Annotated in this window: 15 protein-coding genes; 4 read left to right on the forward strand and 11 right to left on the reverse strand. The window is 71.9% G+C overall.

Annotation, left to right across the window (positions count from 1 at the left end; all coding sequences use genetic code 11):
- Positions 1-48: 48 nt before the first annotated feature.
- Both QQM72_RS21730 and QQM72_RS21735 read right to left on the reverse strand, forming a co-directional pair.
- Positions 49-507 carry a DoxX family protein gene (locus tag QQM72_RS21730; RefSeq protein ID WP_314222536.1) on the reverse strand — a complete coding sequence of 153 codons (459 nt, stop codon included), beginning with the start codon at positions 505-507 and terminating at the stop codon, positions 49-51.
- Positions 508-703: 196 nt separating this feature from the next.
- On the reverse strand, positions 704-1,387 hold the full coding sequence (locus tag QQM72_RS21735) for a class I SAM-dependent methyltransferase (protein ID WP_314222537.1): 684 nt from the start codon (positions 1,385-1,387) through the stop codon (positions 704-706).
- A 173-nt stretch (positions 1,388-1,560) separates the two neighbouring features.
- Here QQM72_RS21735 and QQM72_RS21740 point away from each other — a divergent pair, with 173 nt between their 5' ends.
- Positions 1,561-1,827 carry a DUF6343 family protein gene (locus QQM72_RS21740; protein ID WP_314222538.1) on the forward strand — a complete coding sequence of 89 codons (267 nt, stop codon included), beginning with the start codon at positions 1,561-1,563 and terminating at the stop codon, positions 1,825-1,827.
- Positions 1,828-2,034: 207 nt separating this feature from the next.
- Here QQM72_RS21740 and QQM72_RS21745 read toward each other — a convergent pair whose 3' ends face one another.
- From QQM72_RS21745 to rpsA, 4 genes are all read right to left on the reverse strand, one after another.
- Complete coding sequence (locus tag QQM72_RS21745; protein WP_314222539.1) at positions 2,035-2,415, reverse strand: tetratricopeptide repeat protein; 381 nt, start codon at positions 2,413-2,415, stop codon at positions 2,035-2,037.
- 50 nt (positions 2,416-2,465) lie between these two features.
- Positions 2,466-3,086, reverse strand: coding sequence for a dephospho-CoA kinase (coaE, locus tag QQM72_RS21750; RefSeq protein ID WP_314222540.1), 621 nt, complete (start codon positions 3,084-3,086; stop codon positions 2,466-2,468).
- Positions 3,087-3,258: 172 nt separating this feature from the next.
- Positions 3,259-4,197 carry a PAC2 family protein gene (locus tag QQM72_RS21755; protein WP_314222541.1) on the reverse strand — a complete coding sequence of 313 codons (939 nt, stop codon included), beginning with the start codon at positions 4,195-4,197 and terminating at the stop codon, positions 3,259-3,261.
- A 274-nt stretch (positions 4,198-4,471) separates the two neighbouring features.
- Entirely contained in the window at positions 4,472-5,980 is a 1,509-nt protein-coding gene (gene rpsA, locus QQM72_RS21760; RefSeq protein ID WP_057599462.1) for a 30S ribosomal protein S1, read from the reverse strand.
- Positions 5,981-6,360: 380 nt separating this feature from the next.
- Here rpsA and QQM72_RS21765 point away from each other — a divergent pair, with 380 nt between their 5' ends.
- Together QQM72_RS21765 and QQM72_RS21770 are read left to right on the forward strand one after the other, a co-directional pair.
- Positions 6,361-7,182: a class I SAM-dependent methyltransferase gene (locus tag QQM72_RS21765; protein ID WP_314222707.1), complete on the forward strand. Its 822-nt coding sequence runs from the start codon at positions 6,361-6,363 to the stop codon at positions 7,180-7,182.
- Positions 7,183-7,273: 91 nt separating this feature from the next.
- Positions 7,274-9,883 carry an ATP-dependent RNA helicase gene (locus QQM72_RS21770; protein WP_314222708.1) on the forward strand — a complete coding sequence of 870 codons (2,610 nt, stop codon included), beginning with the start codon at positions 7,274-7,276 and terminating at the stop codon, positions 9,881-9,883.
- Here QQM72_RS21770 and QQM72_RS21775 read toward each other — a convergent pair.
- The 3 genes from QQM72_RS21775 to QQM72_RS21785 all read right to left on the reverse strand — a co-directional run bounded on the left by QQM72_RS21775 (position 9,873) and on the right by QQM72_RS21785 (position 12,961).
- Entirely contained in the window at positions 9,873-10,865 is a 993-nt protein-coding gene (locus tag QQM72_RS21775) for a DUF3068 domain-containing protein (RefSeq protein WP_314222542.1), read from the reverse strand. The two genes, QQM72_RS21770 and QQM72_RS21775, sit on opposite strands and share 11 nt — an antisense overlap.
- Before the next feature lie 39 nt (positions 10,866-10,904).
- Positions 10,905-11,039, reverse strand: coding sequence for an SPW_0924 family protein (locus QQM72_RS21780; protein WP_314222543.1), 135 nt, complete (start codon positions 11,037-11,039; stop codon positions 10,905-10,907).
- A gap of 173 nt (positions 11,040-11,212) precedes the next feature.
- Positions 11,213-12,961, reverse strand: a complete 1,749-nt coding sequence (locus QQM72_RS21785) for a lytic transglycosylase domain-containing protein (RefSeq protein ID WP_314222544.1) — start codon at positions 12,959-12,961, stop codon at positions 11,213-11,215.
- 354 nt (positions 12,962-13,315) lie between these two features.
- On the opposite strand from QQM72_RS21785, the gene QQM72_RS21790 reads away from it, so the two are divergent.
- Entirely contained in the window at positions 13,316-14,236 is a 921-nt protein-coding gene (locus tag QQM72_RS21790; RefSeq protein ID WP_314222545.1) for a DUF4184 family protein, read from the forward strand.
- Here the strand turns inward: QQM72_RS21790 and QQM72_RS21795 are convergent.
- Together QQM72_RS21795 and polA are read right to left on the reverse strand one after the other, a co-directional pair.
- A complete protein-coding gene (locus QQM72_RS21795; protein WP_314222546.1) occupies positions 14,202-14,639 on the reverse strand; it encodes a hypothetical protein in 438 nt (145 codons plus the stop codon). The two genes, QQM72_RS21790 and QQM72_RS21795, sit on opposite strands and share 35 nt — an antisense overlap.
- A gap of 269 nt (positions 14,640-14,908) precedes the next feature.
- Positions 14,909-17,632 carry a DNA polymerase I gene (gene polA, locus QQM72_RS21800; RefSeq protein ID WP_314222547.1) on the reverse strand — a complete coding sequence of 908 codons (2,724 nt, stop codon included), beginning with the start codon at positions 17,630-17,632 and terminating at the stop codon, positions 14,909-14,911.
- Positions 17,633-17,700: the final 68 nt, after the last annotated feature.

Genomic DNA, 17,700 nt, shown 5'->3' on the forward strand with positions numbered 1-17,700 from the left:
CTCCTTCTCCAGTCCGCCCGACTCTTTGCGCCTCTCGTAACGCCCTCGTCACGCCCCTCGCCGCGCCAACCGCAGCAGCTCCGCGTTCGACTCCCGTCGCTTCCAGGCTATGAGCGCCAGCGGTACGAGCAGGATGAGCGGCGTCGCCGCGTTCTGGCCGTCGAAGGCGACGACCTGGACGACGAACGCACCCACCATCAGCGCGCCCAGCGCCACCGCCGCCACGGACTGGAGCACCGGGACGAGCAGGGCGATCGCACCGGCGAGTTCCAGGGCACCGATGGTGTACATGCCCGCGCTGCCCCAGCCCATCTCGTCGAAGGCGTCGGCGGCGGACGGGTGCGCGATCAGCTTCGGCAGCGCGCTGGCGATCCCGTAGAAGAGTGCGAGGAGCACCTGCAAGCCTCGCAGGGCGATCCGGCCGCGGCGGCCTCGGGCGATCGTGGAGGCGGACCGGGGAGCGGCTGCGGAAGCGGTGGCGGCGAGGGAAGCCGTGGTCTCGGACATGAGAGTCTCCTGCGGTGAGCGGTCCGTTGTGCTGTCAGGGAGGTAGACCGACCTCCGTCAGCGAACTCATCGCACCCCGCCGCGCTTTCTCGAACCGCCGCCCTTACCGCCCCTGCCGCACTTGCCGTCCCTGCCGTCCCCTCCCACCCCAGCCCTTCTTACGTCTTCTCCGGTCCTACCGCCGTTCCTCCCCCCTCTACTCCGGCACCGGCACCGCCTTCACCCAGGTCCGGTCCTCCGTCAGATAGCGCTCCACCCTCAGACCCGCCTCCGCCAGGGCATCCTCGAACTGGTCCTTGGTCAGTGGTCGGGACCGGAAGGTCTGGGTCCACGCGGCGTCCGGGAAGTCGTACTCCGCGCGTACGGAGTGGACACCGTCCCCGACGGGCTCGGTCGAGACGATCCGGATCGTGAAGCCGCTCGGGTCGACACGCTCGCGCGGCACGTTCGAGTGGTAGTCCTCTCCTTCCCGTTGGATCAGCACGCAGCCGCCCTTCACCGCGTGCCGTGCGCAGGCCCCCAGCAGCTTTCGCCGTAACTCGACGTCCCCGTTGTGCACGAGGAACGACGCGAGCATCACCACGTCGAACGTCTCGCCCAGGGCGAGATCCTCGATGGGGCTGCATATCGTGCGGGCCCCGCGCACGCGCTCCAGCATCTCGGCGGACTCGTCCACCGCCGTGACCGTGTATCCGCGCTCCAGCAGGGCGTGGGTCACTCGCCCGACCCCGCTGCCCAGCTCGAGGATGTGCGCGCCCGGGGGCACCGCCTCGGCGATGACTTCCGGTTCGTTCCCCACCGGCAGGCGCGAGTAGAGCTCGACCGCGCAGCCGTCCGGGGTGATCGCACCGGGACCGGTTCCCTTGTATCCGTCTCGCATTTCCAGCTTCATGCCCGTACAACGGCCCTTCTCCGTGCGGCCGTTCCCCATCGTCGACGGTTCACCCGTTCGAGGGATGGGCTCTCTGTTCGAGCTGCGCCGGGGCGAGGACACCGGCCCCCTGGAGAACGTCCGGGCCGGGGAGTACGTTGCAAGGAGGAGCGGTGATCGGGATGCGTACGGGCAGTGAGCCTGTGACAGCGCGCAGTGCGCTGCGGATGCGTCTGTGGCTGACCCTGTGGGGCCTGGCCTGGGCGATCTTCGGGACGGCCGCGTTCGCTGTCGTGGGGCGTCCGGGGTGGGCGGTAGCGTGCGGCGTGCTGTGGCTGGTGATCACGGTCGACCTGACGATGATCCTCAGGCACCGGCGACAGGGTCCCCACTATCAGCCTGGCCCCGACATCCCGCCGTACCGGCCGCCCGAGCACCGCCACCCCTGATGACCTGTGGGCCCGGCAGCCTGAAGGCCTGAAGGCCTGGGAGCCCGGAAGCCTGGGAGCCTGGAGAACAGAGAAAGCCCGGAGATCCGAAGGCTTGAAGATCCGAAGGCCCGGCAGCGTGGCGACCCGAAGCCACTGCGACCCAGCAGCCCTTGGACCCGGCATCCCGAAGGCCCGGCAGCCCGAAGACCCGACCGCCGGCCGTTCTCAGCTCTCGAAGCGTGCCGCTTTGAGGTACTGCGGGTTCGGGTCCAGTGCCGCGGCAAGCCGGAAGTGGCGCTTGGCCTGGTCGGCCCGGCCCTGCCGCTCATAGGTGCGGCCGAGCGCGAAGTGCGCGAAGGCGTTGTCGGGCTCGCGCTCCAGGACGATGGTGAACTCCAGCTCGGCAGGCCGTAGTTGGGCGGCGGCGAAGAAGGCACGCGCGCGCAGCAGCCGGGCGGCGGTGTTCTCGGGGTGTGCGGCGATGACTCCGTCGAGCAACTTCACCGCGCCCCGCGGGTCCCGTGCGGCGAGCAGATGCTCCGCGGCACGGAAGTCGATGACGTGTGTCTCCGGAGTACGTCCGGTCGAACCGCTGGTATCGGGCACGGAAAAATCCTTCCCTTGCTCAACGGGTTCAACGCGCGGAGCGAGGGCCGCTATTCCGGAGCGGTCCGGTGCGGCGCATGGGCTCTGTGCGTGAGGTCGGCCCATACGTCCTTCACGCGCCGGTGGAGTTCCGCGAGCGGTACGTCGTTGTCGATCACGATGTCGGCGATCTCCCGGCGTTCGTCGCGGGTCGCCTGTGCGGCCATCCGCGCCCGCGCGTCCTCCTGCGTCATGCCGCGGAACCGGACGAGCCGGTCGAGCTGGGTCTCGGGGGTCACGTCGACGACGACCACGACGTCGTAGAGGGAGCCGAGCGCGTTCTCGGTGAGGAGGGGGACGTCGTGGACGACGACGGCGTCCTCGGGGGCGGCCGCCTCGAGTTCGCGGGAGCGGGCGCCGACGAGGGGGTGCACGATCGAGTTGAGGAGCGCCAGTTTCGCGGGGTCGGCGAAGACGACCGAGCCCAGGCGGGGGCGGTCGAGGCTGCCGTCCGGGGCGAGGATGTCCGCGCCGAAGGCGTCCACGACCGCCGCGAGTCCGGGGGTGCCCGGCGCGACGACCTCGCGTGCGATGCGGTCCGCGTCGATCAGTACGGCCCCGCACTCGACGAGCAGCCGTGACACCTCGCTCTTGCCGGCGCCGATCCCGCCGGTCAGGCCCACTGTCAGCATGAGCGAAAGCTTAGGGCCTGCCGGTGACGATGTACCCGACAGGCCCCCTGCGTGCTGCCGCCTCGGCTCGCGCAACCGCACTGTTCAGCGGGGACGTTCGGCTGGAACATCGTGGGATGACTCGGTTGTGAGCGCTCGGCGCGAGCCTCAGCCTTCGCCCCAGGCGGGAGCCTCAGCCTTCGCCCTCGCGCTCGGCGAGGAACCGCTCGAACTCCTGCCCGATCTCGTCCGCCGACGGGATGTCGACGGGCTCGGCGAGCATGTTGCCACGGGTCTCGGCGCCGGCGGCGGCGTCGTACTGGTGCTCCAGGCCCTGGACGAGGGAGGTGAGTTCCTCGTCGCCCTCCTGGATCTGACGGTCGATCTCGGTCTGTGTCCGGTGGGCGTCCGTGCGCAGGGCGTGCGCGATGCCCGGCAGGACAAGGCCGGTGGCCGCCGTGATCGCTTCCACGACGGTCAGGGCCGCGTCCGGGTACGCGGAGCGGGCGATGTAGTGCGGGACGTGTGCGGCGACGCCCAGGATGTCGTGTCCGGCTTCCATGAGGCGGTACTCGACGAGCGCCTCGGCGCTGCCGGGGACCTGGGCCTCGTCGAAGGGGCTGCGGTGGCCCGGCATGAGGTCCGTGCGGTTGCCGTGCGGGGTGAGGCCCACGGGGCGGGTGTGCGGGACGCCCATGGGGATGCCGTGGAAGTTCACCGAGAGGCGGACGCCGAGTCGCTCCACGATCTGCTTGACGGCGACGGCGAAGCGCTCCCATTCCACGTCCGGTTCGGGTCCGGACAGCAGCAGGAAGGGTGCACCGGTGGTGTCCTGTACCAGCCGCACCTCGATGGACGGTTCCTCGTACTCGGTCCACCGGTCGCGCTTGAAGGTCAGCAGCGGACGGCGGGCGCGGTAGTCGACCAGCCGGTCGTGGTCGAAGCGGGCGACGACCTGGTGGGGCAGCGAGTCGAGGAGCCGGTCGACGATCTGGTCACCGGTCTCGCCCGCGTCGATGTATCCGTCGAAGTGGTAGAGCATGACAAGTCCGGCCGACTCCTGGGCCAGCGCCATGTCGACGACCGCCAGGCCCTTCGGCTCCCATGCGTACAAATCCTGCGGATCAAGCACTTGGACCGCTCCCCTCGTGTTCCTCCTGTCCAACGCGCGCCGGACCGTGGGCATTCCCGGTCCACGCGCCTTGATCACATGACTCCTGCCGGCTTCTCACGGGTGGGGGGAGCGGGTGAGGTCCGGCCGGGGCGGGGCGCGCCAGGGTGGTCACGGGGTGAGCGGCGAGGGCGATCCCGCTTCCGGGCAGCACCGAGGGCCCGCACCTCGAAAGGTGCGGGCCCTCGACACACTGCTAAACCTCAGCGGCTGGGGTCACCCCCGCCGGGGGAGTTCAGCTCTGGCCGCCGGCCAGCTTCTCGCGCAGAGCGGCGAGCGCCTCGTCCGAGGCCAGCGCGCCGGACGTGTCGGCACCCTCGGAGGAGTAGGAACCACCGCCACCGCCACCGGACGCGGCCGGAGCGGCGCCAGCCGCGTCGCCACCCTCGGCAGCGGCCTTCTCGTCCGCCTCGCGGGACTTGATGACCTGAGCCTGGTGCTGCTCGAAGCGCGTCTGCGCCTCGGCGTACTGGTTCTCCCAGACCTCACGCTGCGACTCGAAGCCCTCGAGCCAGTCGTTGGTCTCGGGGTCGAAGCCCTCGGGGTAGATGTAGTTGCCCTGGTCGTCGTACGACGCGGCCATGCCGTACAGGGTCGGGTCGAACTCGACCGAGGCCGGGTCGGCACCGAAGGACTCGTTGGCCTGCTTCAGCGAGAGGCTGATGCGGCGGCGCTCGAGGTCGATGTCGATGACCTTGACGAAGATCTCGTCGTTGACCTGGACGACCTGCTCCGGGATCTCCACGTGGCGCTCGGCCAGCTCGGAGATGTGGACCAGACCCTCGATGCCCTCGTCGACGCGCACGAACGCGCCGAACGGAACGAGCTTCGTGACCTTACCGGGAACAACCTGCCCGATCTGGTGCGTGCGGGCGAACTGCTGCCACGGGTCTTCCTGGGTCGCCTTCAGCGACAGGGAGACACGCTCGCGGTCCATGTCGACGTCGAGGACCTCGACGGTGACTTCCTGGCCGACCTCGACAACCTCGGAGGGGTGGTCGATGTGCTTCCAGGAAAGCTCGGAGACGTGAACCAGACCGTCGACGCCACCCAGGTCCACGAACGCACCGAAGTTGACGATCGAGGAGACGACGCCGGAGCGGACCTGACCCTTCTGGAGGGTCGTGAGGAACGTCTGGCGGACCTCGGACTGGGTCTGCTCGAGCCAGGCACGGCGGGACAGGACCACGTTGTTGCGGTTCTTGTCCAGCTCGATGATCTTGGCCTCGAGCTCCTTGCCCACGTACGGCTGGAGGTCGCGGACGCGGCGCATCTCGACGAGGGACGCCGGAAGGAAGCCACGGAGGCCGATGTCGAGGATGAGACCACCCTTGACGACCTCGATGACGGTACCGGTGACGATCCCGTCTTCTTCCTTGATCTTCTCGATGGTGCCCCAGGCACGCTCGTACTGGGCGCGCTTCTTCGAAAGGATCAGGCGGCCTTCCTTGTCCTCCTTCTGGAGAACAAGGGCCTCGATCTCGTCACCGACGGCGACGACCTCGTTGGGGTCGACGTCGTGCTTGATCGAGAGCTCGCGGCTCGGGATAACGCCTTCGGTCTTGTAACCGATGTCGAGCAGGACCTCGTCCCGGTCGACCTTCACGATGACGCCGTCGACGATGTCGCCGTCGTTGAAGTACTTGATCGTCTCGTCGATCGCGGCGAGGAAGGCTTCCTCGTTACCGATGTCGTTGACCGCTACCTGCGGCGTGGTAGAGGTGGTCTCGGTGCTGCTCGTCATGTGGGAAAGGGCTCCGGTACGGACAGTGAGTCGTAGGTACTGCTACGCCGGGAGCCCGTGATCGCTCTGAAGAAGCCGGACAGCTTAGGAAGCACCTCACCGGATGACCGGTGATGGCACCTCGAGAACCGAGGGGACAACAACAGATGCGAGCGCAGCCTGCTACGTCTGAGGTGCGCAGGCCCGCAGCGCAACTTGTAGCATACGGGGGCAGCCGGGCGGGGTCAATGCGCGAAGGCGCACACCCGGGGCGGATCGCCGCATTCCCGGCACACAACCTTTCTCCTGAGGTCAAACAGGCCGCAGGAAGCCTCACCGGTGACACCTCGGGTGACACCGACGGGCGGGTTGCACGGAAGAGTACGACGAGGGAGCCGATCATCCAAGAGCCTGAATCGTCCGAGCCGGTCTTCGAGCCGGAAGCCACCCGACGTGACGCCGACGTCACCGAGAGCTCCCGGGCCAACCGGGGCTGGTGGGACCGCAACGCGGACGAATACCAGATCGAGCACGGCACCTTCCTCGGCGACGACCGGTTCGTATGGGGTCCCGAGGGTCTGGACGAGGTGGAGGCGGAGCTGCTCGGCCCGCCGGAGGAGCTGAAGGGCAAGTCGGTCCTGGAGATCGGCGCCGGCGCGGCGCAGTGCGCGCGCTGGCTGACCGCGCAGGGCGCGCGTCCGGTCGCCCTGGACCTCTCGCACCGCCAGCTCCAGCACGCGCTGCGCATCGGCGTCTCGTTCCCGCTGGTGTGCGCCGACGCGGGCGCGCTGCCCTTCGCGGACGCCTCTTTCGACCTGGCCTGCTCGGCGTACGGGGCGCTGCCCTTCGTGGCCGACCCGGTGCTGGTCCTGAAGGAGGTGCGGCGGGTGCTGCGGCCGGGGGGCCGGTTCGTGTTCTCGGTGACCCACCCGATCCGCTGGGCGTTCCCGGACGAGCCGGGCCCGGAGGGGCTGACCGTGTCCTCGTCGTATTTCGACCGCACTCCTTATGTCGAGCAGGACGACCAGGGCCACGCGGTGTACGTGGAGCATCACCGGACGCTCGGCGACCGGGTCCGCGACATCGTGGCGGGCGGTTTCCGGCTGGTGGACCTGGTCGAGCCGGAGTGGCCGGCCTGGAACTCCTCGGAGTGGGGCGGCTGGTCCCCGCTGCGCGGCAACCTGATCCCGGGTACGGCCGTCTTCGTCTGCGAGCGGGACTAGCGGGCTCCCGCGCCTTCCGTCCTTCCTCCTCTCCCACCCCGCACGCGCGCGTGCGGGGTGGTTTTCGCGGGCGTACGACACTGGGGGCGTGATCCCCCGTTACGACGCCCTGGACGCGCTGCCCGTGCGGGCCGCCCTGCCCGCCCTGAACGACGCCCTGGACGGGCACGGCACGGCCGTCCTGGCCGCGCCACCGGGCACGGGCAAGACGACGCTGGTACCGCTCGCGCTGGCCGGTCTGCTGGGCGAGGGGCCGGCGCGCCGGGTGCTCGTGGCCGAGCCGCGGCGGATCGCGGCGCGGGCGGCGGCCCGGCGGATGGCGTGGCTGCTGGGTGAGCGGCCCGGGGACAGCGTGGGCCACACCGTGCGCGGGGAGCGGGTCGTCGGGCGGCACACGCGCGTGGAGGTCGTCACGACCGGTGTGCTGCTCCAGCGTCTGCAGCGCGACCAGGAGCTGTCGGGCGTCGATGTGGTGGTGCTGGACGAGTGCCACGAGCGGCATCTCGACGCGGACACCTCGGCCGCCTTCCTGTGGGACGTGCGCGAGACGCTGCGGCCCGAGCTGCGGCTGGTGGCGGCCTCGGCGACGACGGACACGGCGGGCTGGTCCCGGCTGCTGGGCGGGGCACCGGTGGTGGAGGCGCGGGGTTCCGTCTTCGGTGTCGAGGTGGTCTGGGCGCCCCCGGCGCGTCCCGTGCGGCCGCCGCACGGGACGCGGGTGGATCCGGCGTTGTTGGCGCACGTGGCGTCGGTGGTACGGCGGGCGCTGGCCGAGCGGTCGGGGGACGTGTTGTGCTTCCTGCCGGGTGTCGGGGAGATCGCGCGGGTCGCGGGGCTCCTCGGTGCGCCGGCCGGGGTGGACGTGCTCCAGGTGCACGGGCGGGCGCCGGCAGCCGTGCAGGACGCGGTGCTGGCTCCCGGGGAGCGGCGCCGGGTGGTCCTGGCGACCTCCGTGGCGGAGTCCTCGCTGACGGTGCCGGGGGTGCGGGTGGTCGTCGACTCGGGGCTGGCGCGGGAGCCGCGGGTGGACCACGCGCGCGGGCTGAGCGCGCTCGCGACGGTGCGTGCCTCGCAGGCGGCGGGCCGGCAGCGGGCGGGGCGGGCCGGGCGGGAGGCGCCGGGAGCGGTGTACCGGTGCTGGGCGGAGGCGGAGGATGCCCGGCTGCCGTCGTTCCCGGCCCCCGAGATCAAAGTGGCCGACCTGACGGCGTTCGCCCTCCAGGCGGCGTGCTGGGGGGATCCTGACGCTTCCGGGCTGGCGTTGCTGGATCCACCGCCGGGTGGGGCGATGGCGGCGGCGAGGTCGCTGCTGACGGCGATCGGGGCGGTGGACTCCGTCGGCCGGGCCACCGAGCGGGGGCTGCGGCTGGCCCGGCTGGGGCTGCACCCCCGGTTGGGCCGGGCCCTGCTGGACGGGGCCGCGTCGGTGGGGGTGGAGCGGGCCGCCGAGGTGGTCGCGCTGCTCAGCGAGGAGGCGCCGCGGGAGTACGGCGACGATCTGGCGGCGGCTCTGCGGTCCGCCCGGCGTGGGGGTGACGCCTACGGCGCGCGATGGCGGGCGGAGGTGCGCCGGCTGCGGGCCGTCGCCGAGGCCTCGACGCCGGCCGGGCCCGCCGCCGGAGGAAACAGCACACGGGGAAGCGGCAACGCAGGAAACGGCGGCGCAGGAAGCGGAAGCGGCGGCGCAGGAAACGGCGGCGTAGGAAGCGGCGGCGGGGATGCTGCCGGGTCGGACGCGCTCGCCGGGCTCGTCGTCGCCCTCGCCTTCCCGGAGCGGCTGGCGCGGGCCGATAGGGGGTCCTACCTCATGGTCTCCGGCACCCGGGCCGAGGTCCGTGAGGGCACGGACCTGCGGGGGGCGCCCTGGCTCGCCGTCGCCGTCGCCGACCGGCCGGTGGGGAAGGGGCACGCGCGCGTGCAGCTCGCCGCGGTCGTGGACGAGGAGGTCGCCCGGTTCGCGGCCGGCGCGCTGCTCGACGAGCGGGACGAGGTCCACTGGGCCGACGGGGATGTCGTGGCACGGCGGGTGGAGCGGCTGGGGGCCGTGGAGCTGGCGGTGCGTCCGCTCCGCAACGCCGACGCCGGGCTCGTACGCGGTGCGCTGGTCGAGGGGCTGGAGAAGGACGGGCTGCGGCTGCTGCGGTGGTCGCCCGACGCGGACGTCCTGCGGCAACGGCTGGCGTTCCTGCGGTGGCATCTGGGAGAGCCGTGGCCCGACGTCTCCGACGCGTCGCTGCGCGCGCGGGTGGACGAGTGGCTGGAGCCGGAGCTGAGCCGGGCCCGGCGGCGGAGCCATCTCGGGCGGATCGGTGCCGGGGAGGCGCTCGGACGGCTGCTGCCCTGGGCATCCGGCGAGGCGGCGCGGCTGGAGGAGCTGGCGCCGGAGCGGATCACCGTGCCGAGCGGGTCCAGGATCCGGATCGACTATGCCGACCCGGAGCGGCCGGTCCTCGCGGTGAAGTTGCAGGAGATGTTCGGGCTCCAGGAGTCGCCGCGGGTCGCCGGGGTGCCGCTGCTGGTGCATCTGCTGTCCCCCGCCGGGCGGCCCGCGGCCGTCACCGCCGACCTCGCCTCCTTCTGGAAGGACGGCTACAAGGGGGTGCGGGCGGAGTTGCGCGGCCGGTATCCGAAGCATCCCTGGCCCGAGGATCCGGCCGGCGCCGAGCCGACCCGGTTCACCAACGCGCGGCTCAGGCGGTGACGGGCCGCGGGGCGACGGGGTCGGCTGCGGTGGGTTCGTCCGGGCGGCGGGAGCGGGCCTCCAGGTAGAGGGAGAGGCACATCGTCAGGACGCCGAGCAGGAGCAGGCCCCAGGGCAGGTAGGCGGTCAGCAGCAGGACCAGGGTGCGGTTGGCCTTGATCACGGACACGGTGTGCTCGATGTAGTCCTCGCGCATCTTCACGTGCCCGGCGAAGGCGGTGACCTTCGCGCGGCCGCCGAGCAGGGTGCCGCCGCGGAGTTCCTCCCGGTGGATCTCCTCGCCGTAGACGGGTGCGCCGGTGACGGGTTCGACCCAGAACCTGCGGACCGTGGTGTACCAGCGGGTGGTGCCGGTCCTGGCGACGGTCTCCGGGGTGATGCCCGCGACCGGCATCGTCCTGGGCATGGCGACCCTGGTCCAGGGGACGGTCTGCTCGAAGTAGTAGACCTCCAGGCCGCGGAAGGTCCGGGTGCCCTGGTAGTGGATGGGGGCCGTGGTGCGGGTCTGCGCGTCGAAGTACTCGTAGTCCCGTTTCTCCGTCAGGAACGGCCACTTGAACTCGATGCCCTCCCGGCGTACCGGGTCGCCGTCGACCATCTCGCCGGTGGCGTGCACGGGCTCCTGGGTGTGGGCGTCGAAGATGTACCGCTCGGGGACCTTGGAGACCATCTTGCCGTCGGGTCCCTGGACGTAGGACAGGCCGTCCCAGACGACGACGTCCCGGCCGGCCGTCTTCTCGATCTTCTCGGAGGCCTCCACGTCGCCCTTGAGGGTCTGCACGATGGTGACCTTGGGGACGGTGCGGGCGGTCATGCTGCCGTAGTCGAGGAGGGTGGCGTTCTCGGCCTCCAGGACCATGGTCTGGTATTCGTTCGCCGGGATCTTGGCCAGGCGCGGGTAGGCGTACCAGCGCAGCAGGGGGGACAGCGCCGCGAAGAACACGGCGAGGGCGAGCAGGATCAGGCTGGCCTTGCGGCGCATCTCGGCCTCCTTCGCGGGCGGAACCGGCGGGCGGGGCGGCTAGGGGTGTGCGGGGACCGTGGTCAGCAGTGGCTTCGGGGAGGTGCGGCCGGCCGGTGTGCCCAGTGCGGAGACGGTGAGGACGAGGGCGAGCGCGACGGCGAGACCGGTCGCGGCGGCGATCAGGGCACGCATACGGTCCTCCCGGAGCTGACGGGACGTCAGGTCGGGCACCGTAGCAACGGGCGGGCGAGATGAGAACACGTAGCGCACGACGGCGGCGCCCCTGTGGAGACAGGGGCGCCGCCGTCGTCGTTCGGTGCGGAGTCCGGACCGGGGTCCGCAGCAGGGCCGGGTCCGCGGGAGGTCTACGAGGCGGTGGCCGTCGGCTCCGACTCGCTGGGCGTCGGGGTGGGCGTCGAGGTCTCGGCCGCCGTGACGGTGAGTTCGACCGTCAGGGTCGCTCCGCCCGTGGTGGTGATGCGCAGCAGATAGGTGCCGGCGGCGTCGTCCGCGTACAGGGCGGGCAGCGCCAGCAGGCCGTTCGCGTCCGTCTGGAGGTCCAGGGTGCGGACGGGGTTGCCGGCGGCGTCCTTGAAGTAGGGGCCCTTGTCGTTCGTGGTCGTGTCGTCGGCCGACCTGATCAGGGTGGCGGTGGCCGCGACCTTGTCCGCGACGGCGCCCTTGTAGGTGGCCTTCACCTCGACCCGGTCGGCGAACTCGCCGCCGGCGGTGCAGGTCAGCGTGGCGCTGCCGGTGCGGGCGAGGGCGTCGGCGGCGCGGGCGGTGACGGTGGCCTTGTAGTCGAGGGCGGAGAGCGTGCGGCCGAGGACCGTGGCCCGGACGGTGAAGCCGCCGGTCTTCTCGCCCGCCTGGAGGACGGGTGCGAGGGCGACGCCCTGGGCGTCGGTGACGATCGTGGCGACGCTCTCGCCGCCCGCGAAGGTGGCGTCGGTGTCGCCGACGACGGTGAAGCGGATCCGGACCTTGGCGACGGCCTTGCCGGCCGCCGTCTCCGCGCGGGTGCTGATGCGTTCGGTGAACGCGTCGCCCGCCGTGGCGGTGAGGCTCGCCGTGCCCGCGTCCTCGAGGTGGCCGACCGTCTCGGTGGGCGTCGGGGTCGGGGTCGGGGTCGGCGTCGGCGTCGGGGGGGCGGGCGTCGGCGGGGTGTCGGGCTTGCCGGGCGTCGACGGCTTGTTCGGCGTGCTGGGCGTGTTGGGCGTGCCGGGCGTCGACGGGGTGGACGGCGAGGCGGGCGTGTAGCCGGTGCCGTCGTCGCTGCGGTTGTCCGGCACGGTACCGGTGCCGTTGGGGATCTCGTGCGTGCCCTTGCGGTAGTACTCCAGCCACGACAGGACGGTGTTCAGGTAGTCCGTCGAGTTGTTGTAGCTGAGGATCGCGCTGCGCATCCCGGACGTGGCCGACATGTCCCAGTCGTAACGGCACAGGTAGTGGCCGGCGGCGAGCGCGGCGTCGTAGATGTTGTTGGGGTCCTTCTTGCCGTCGGCGTTGCCGTCGCGGCCCGCCCACGCCCAGGTGGACGGGATGAACTGCATGGGGCCCACGGCCCGGTCGTAGGTGCTGTCGCCGTCGTACGCGCCGTTGTCGGTGTCGCTGATGTTCGCGAAGCCGACGCCGTTGAGGACCGGGCCGAGGATCGGCGAGACGGTGGTGCCGTCGGCGGTGACGTTGCCGCCGCGGGCCTGGCCCGACTCGACCTTGCCGATGGCTGCGAGGAGTTGCCAGGGCAGGTTGCAGCCGGGCTTGGACCGCGCCAGCTCCGCCTCGGCCTTCTTGTAGGCGTCCAGGACGGTCGCCGGGATGCCCGCCTCGGTGGCGCCGGTGGCGGCCGGGGTGGTGGCGGAGCTCTCGCTCGGCGCGGGGTTCGGGCTGTTCAGCGGCGGCAGGTCCGTGTAGTACGGCGAGTTGCCGGTGGCGCTGTCACCGATGCCGCTGCCGTTGTCGGCGGACGACGGGGTGTCGGCGGCGGTCTGTCTGCCGTGGCCGTCGGCCGTGACGTCCGGTGCCTGGGACGCGGCCAGAGCCGCTACCGCCAGCGCGGCGACGGTCGTGTTGACCGCTCCCTTGCGCAGCCTCGTGCCGAAATGCGCCGACATGAAGTGAAACCCTCCCGTGGACGCGGTACGCCCGTCTATTCGCCTGCACCTGCCGTTGCGGCTGTTGCCACTGTTGTGGCCGTTGCCGCTGCCGCCGCCGTACCGGTGTGACGATCAACCCGCTCCGACGGTTGCACTCATGGGCGGTCTGCCCTGCTCCGCTCTTGTGTTCGACGCGCCCTCGGGCACACCGACCCAGGCGACCCTACGACAACTTCTTTTGCACCGGCACCCGTTCGGGTGCCGTTTTCACCAGCCGGCCATGCTCCGTCGACCGGGAACCACGCCCCGCATACTGGACGTCGTAGATCACCGGGCCGGCCGGCCCGTCAACGTCCGCCCCCGGGAGCCCCGTTGCCGTTCACGCTGAGTCACGCGGCGGCCGTGCTGCCCGCCGTGCGCGCCGACGGCACCGGCCGCCGGCAACTCGTCCCGGGCGCCCTGGTGGCGGGCTCCTTCGCTCCCGACATGACCTACTACGCGGCGAGTGTCTCGTCCGGGGCCATGGAGTTCGGCGACGTCACGCACTCCCTCCCCGCCGTGTTCACGGTCGACGTGCTCGTCGCCTGGGTGCTGGTGGGGCTCTGGCTGCTGGTGCGCGAGCCGCTGGTCGCGCTGCTGCCACGGTCCCGGCAGGGCCGGACGGCCACGCTGACCCGCTGCGGTGCGCCACGCGCGCGTGTACGGCCGTCCACCGTCCGGTGGTGGTACGTCTCCGCGGCGCTCGGCGCGCTGACCCATGTGGTGTGGGACGCGTTCACGCATCTCGACCGCTGGGGCATGCGGCTGTTCCCCGTCCTCGGCGAGGACATCGCCGGCTCGCCTCTGTACTGGTATCTCCAGTACGGGGGTTCGGCCGTGGCCGCCGTCGTGCTCGCCGCGTTCGTGACGTACGCGCTGCGCCGGACGCCGGCCGGCGAGCCGGTGGGGGTCGCGGTGCTGTCGGCGCGGGACCGATGGTGGGCGGGTGCCGTGATCGGCGGTTGCGCGGTGGTCGCGGCGGTGCGGCGGGCGACGCGATGGTGGGAGTACTGGGGCGCGCGCGAGGCGAAGCCGTGGGAGCTCATCCCGACGCTGTGCTTCGGGGCGGGCGCGGGGCTGGTGCTGGGGGTGCTGCTGTACGCGGTCGGCGTGCGGCTGTGGCGCCCGGCTGGTCCGGTCCGCCCGGCTCATCCTGCTCATCTGGCCGCTCGGGATGCCGGCACCGGGCAACCGGACGCAGACGCAGACGCAGACGGGCTCAGTGTGCGGCGGAGTCGCCCGGGCGTTCGGTGACGGGGGGCGCCGTCGCGACGAAGAGGGGGATGCGACGGACCGTACGGCGGCCGCGGAGGCGGCCGAGGACGCCGAGGGCCGACGCCAGGTGACGCCGTACCGCCTCGGCCCACGGACGCCGCCGGCCGTCGTTCCGGGAGACGAACCCGGCGAGGAACCGGGTCAGGTCCCGGAGCGCACACCGGGGCAGGAACCGAGTGGGAGCCGGCCCGCCGAGCCGCGCGGCGGCCGCGCGCAGGACCGCGCCGGGTGGCCACGGGATGCGGGGGCCGGCGGCGCCCGGCGCGAGGGCGGGACGCGGCCGTGTGCGGGAAGCCGCGCCGGGCCCGGACCGCGTGTCCGCGGACGCCGTGGCGTGGACGGGTGCGTGGGCCTTCCGGCGGTGGAGCATGCGTATACCCATGGCGGCATCCTGGTGGCCCGGACCCGGCAGGGGCCTGTTCTCGGGGGCCACGCGGGTGAGGACCCTTCGGAGGAAGTGCCGGCGGCGACCTGGCTCCTCACGACGGCACCGGCTCGTACGGCACCCCGCCGGGGTACGGCACCGCCTCGTACGGCATCGGCTCCCCCGAGGCGTGCGAAGGGGCCCTGCCGGTGTCGGCAGAGCCCCTTCCAGCTGTTGCGGCTGTTGCGGCTGTTGCGGGGAGTGCGGCGGGCCGCCCCCGGCGCAGGCTAGTGCGCCGCCGACTCCCAGTCCGCGCCCGCGCCGACCGACACGTCCAGCGGGGCCCTGAGCCGGACGGCGCCGGCCATCTCCCGGCGCACCAGTTCCTCGACCGCCGCACGCTCGCCGGGGGCGATCTCCAGGACGATTTCGTCGTGGACCTGGAGCAGCATGCGGGACTTGAGGTCCGCCGCGCGCAGGGCCTCGTGCACCTTGAGCATGGCGATCTTGACGATGTCCGCCGCCGTGCCCTGGATCGGCGCGTTGAGGGCCATGCGCTCGGCCGCCTCGCGGCGCTGGCGGTTGTCGCTGTTGAGGTCGGGCAGATAGCGGCGGCGGCCGAAGAGCGTCGCCGTGTAGCCGGTCGCCCGTGCCTCGTCGACCGCGCGGCGCAGGTAGTCCCGGACGCCGCCGAAGCGCTCGAAGTAGGCGTCCATCAGGCCACGGGCCTCGCCCGCGTCGATGTTCAGCTGCTGGGACAGGCCGAACGCCGACAGGCCGTACGCCAGGCCGTAGGACATCGCCTTGATCTTGCGGCGCATCTCCGCGTCCACGGCGGCGGGCTCGACGCCGAACACCTGGGAGGCGGCCGTGGTGTGCAGGTCCTCGCCGGAGGTGAACGCCTCGATGAGGCCCGCGTCCTCCGACAGGTGCGCCATCACGCGCAGCTCGATCTGGCTGTAGTCGGCCGTCATCAGGGACTCGAAGCCCTCGCCGACGACGAAGCCGCGGCGGATCGCCCGGCCCTCGTCGGTGCGGACGGGGATGTTCTGGAGGTTCGGGTCGGTGGAGGACAGCCGGCCGGTCGCGGCGACGGTCTGGTTGAACGTGGTGTGGATGCGGCCGTCCGCGGCGATCGTCTTGATCAGGCCCTCGACGGTGACCCGCAGCTTCGCCTGTTCGCGGTGGCGCAGCATGATGACCGGCAGCTCGTTGTCCGTCTGGCCCGCGAGCCAGGCCAGGGCGTCGGCGTCGGTGGTGTAGCCGGTCTTGGTCTTCTTCGTCTTCGGCAGGCCCAGTTCGCCGAAGAGGACCTCCTGGAGCTGCTTGGGCGAGCCCAGGTTGAACTCGTGTCCGGCCGCCGCGTGCGCCTCCTTCACGGCCTGCTGGACGGCGCCCGCGAACATCTGCTCCATGGCCTCCAGGTGGGCGCGGTCGGCGGCGATGCCGTGCCGCTCCAGACGGGCCAGGAGGGCGGAGGTGGGCAGCTCCATGTCGCGCAGCAGGTCGGCCGCGCCGACCTCCTCCAGCCGGCCGCGGAACGCCTCGCCGAGGTCGACGATCGTGCGGGCCTGCACCATGAGGGCCTCGGCCTCGGCGCCGTCGTCCGCGCCGAAGGCGAGCTGGCCGTCGGCCGCGGCGGCCGGGGCCAGCTCACGGCCCAGGTACTCCAGGGACAGCGCGTCCAGGTCGAAGGAGCGGCGGCCCGGCTTGACCAGGTAGGCGGCGAGCGCCGTGTCCATGCCGACGCCGGCGACGGACCAGCCGTGCTCGGCGAAGACGCGCATGGCGCCCTTGGCGTTGTGCAGGACCTTGGGGCGGTCCTCGGCGGCGATCCAGGCCGCCCACGCGTTCTCGTCGGCCTCGTCGAGCTCGGCCGGGTCGAACCAGGCGGCCGCTCCCCCGGCCGCGGCGAGCGCGATCTCGGCGACCGAGCCGGAACCCAGCGCCCAGGTGTCGACGGTGGCGACGCCGAGGGTGTCGGTGCCGTGCTCCGCGAGCCAGCCGGCCAGCTCGCCGGTGCCCAGCACCGTGCCGTCCAGCTCAACCCCGCCGGTGATCACCGGCGTCGCCTCGGCCTCCTCGCCGCCGGGGTCGACGGCGAACAGCCGCTCGCGCAGGGACGGGTTCCTGATCTCCAGGGTGTCCAGGATCATCGCGACGGCGGTGCGGTCGTAGGGTGCGCGCTCCAGCTCGACGACCGTCTTCGGCAGCTCGACGGTGCGGACCATCTCGGTGAGGCGGCGGTTGAGCTTGACGGCCTCCAGGTGGTCGCGCAGGTTCTGCCCGGCCTTGCCCTTGACCTCCTCGACGCGCTCGACGAGATCGGCGAACGAACCGAACTGGTTGATCCACTTCGCGGCCGTCTTCTCACCGACGCCGGGAATGCCCGGCAGGTTGTCGGACGGGTCGCCGCGCAGCGCCGCGAAGTCGGGGTACTGGGCGGGCGTCAGCCCGTACTTCTCGATGACCTTCTCCGGAGTGAACCGGGTCAGCTCCGAGACGCCCTTCGTCGGATACAGCACCGTGGTGTGCTCGGACACCAGCTGGAAGGAGTCGCGGTCGCCGGTGACGATCAGCACCTCGAAGCCCTCGGCCTCGGCCTGGGTGGCGAGGGTGGCGATGACGTCGTCCGCCTCGAAGCCGTCCACCGCGAACCGGGACACGTGCATCACGTCGAGCAGCTCGCCGATCAGCTCGACCTGGCCCTTGAACTCGTCCGGTGTCTTGGAGCGGTTCGCCTTGTACTCGGTGAACTCCTCGGAGCGCCAGGTCTTGCGGGACACGTCGAACGCGACCGCGAAGTGCGTGGGCGCCTCGTCACGCAGGGTGTTGGCGAGCATCGACGCGAAGCCGTAGATGGCGTTCGTCGGCTGGCCCGTCGCGGTGGTGAAATTCTCCGCGGGCAGCGCGAAGAACGCGCGGTAGGCCAGCGAGTGCCCGTCCATGAGCATCAGGCGGGGCCGGCTGCCGGCGGGGGTGTCGGTCTTCTTCGCTGCTGTCTCTGCCACGCCCCCGATCCTGCCACGCCCCACTGACACTCGGTCCCGGCCGCCGCGGCTCACGGGGCTCGGCGGGC

It is taken from the genome of Streptomyces zaehneri, from assembly GCF_032248645.1.
Taxonomy (GTDB): domain Bacteria; phylum Actinomycetota; class Actinomycetes; order Streptomycetales; family Streptomycetaceae; genus Streptomyces; species Streptomyces coriariae.